The 964-nt window shown below is 56.1% G+C and carries 2 protein-coding genes; both read left to right on the top strand.

The genetic code is table 11. The features are described from left to right. Window positions 1-688: M24 family metallopeptidase (locus EN750_RS36330; protein ID WP_145968284.1), on the top strand; the 688-nt coding region annotated here is incomplete at its 5' end. Window positions 689-797: 109 nt separating this feature from the next. Next, window positions 798-964: ATP-binding cassette domain-containing protein (locus EN750_RS36335; RefSeq protein ID WP_127399416.1), on the top strand; the 167-nt coding region annotated here is incomplete at its 3' end.

Here is a 964-nt window from a genome sequence, read left to right on the forward strand (position 1 = left end):
GTCGGAAGCGGAAATCAACTATCTCCGAAAAGCTGCCGAGATCTGCGACGTCACTATGCTCGAACTGGTTGACGTGGTTCGCATTGGCGGATTCCAGCGCGAACTGGTCAGAGCAGCAAGCGATAGCTTCCTTGCAATGGGAGGCGACCGTGGTGCGTTAGGCATCATAACAACCGGCGTCAGCTGGGATGCATTGCATTCGCACGAGCAGTCGGGTCCGATAGAAAAGGACATGATCGTCCACATTGAGCTTTGCACAAAGGTCAGCAGCTATAGCTCGCGCATCATGCGATCAATCATTGTTGGCAAGCCAACGGCGCGACAGCAGACGGTTGCCAGGGCTCTCGTCGACATCCAGGATCGTCAAATGGCTGCGATCAAACCGGGTGCAAGCGCCCGCCAGATCGATGCCTTGGCTCGCGACGCGGTGATGGAGCAGGGTCTTCGCCCAAGCTACGACAATGTCACTGGCTACACACTCGGTTGCTTCCCGGCATCGACACAGATCGGAAGCGAGTTTTTCCATAGCTTCACGCCCGGCGCCGACTGGGAAATCAAAGAGGGCATGGCGCTGCATATGTATCTTTCGGCCGAAGGGCTTGCTTTCAGCGAGTCGCTGGTGGTGCGCGCCAACGGCATAGAGCGGCTCACGAAATCCGATCGCAAGCTATTTGAAGCGGCGAGCTGACCTTATTTGCGCGGCACAGGTCGTTGCTGGCCGAAGCCGTCAAACCAATCCGATTGAGAGGTGGAACGTGCAACCAAGAGGGGCCCCGGTCACTGCAAAGAACCTATTCATGAAATATGGAAGGTTCACGGCTCTTCATGATGTTTCGATTGATGTCGAAGCGGGCGAGTTTCTGGCATTGCTCGGTCCGAGCGGGTCGGGAAAATCAACGATGTTGATGGCCATCGGCGGCTTCAACATTCCGACCAGCGGCGACGTCATCATCAACGATGAAGT

Source organism: Mesorhizobium sp. M7A.F.Ca.ET.027.03.2.1 (assembly GCF_003999175.1).
In the GTDB taxonomy this organism is placed as follows: domain Bacteria; phylum Pseudomonadota; class Alphaproteobacteria; order Rhizobiales; family Rhizobiaceae; genus Mesorhizobium.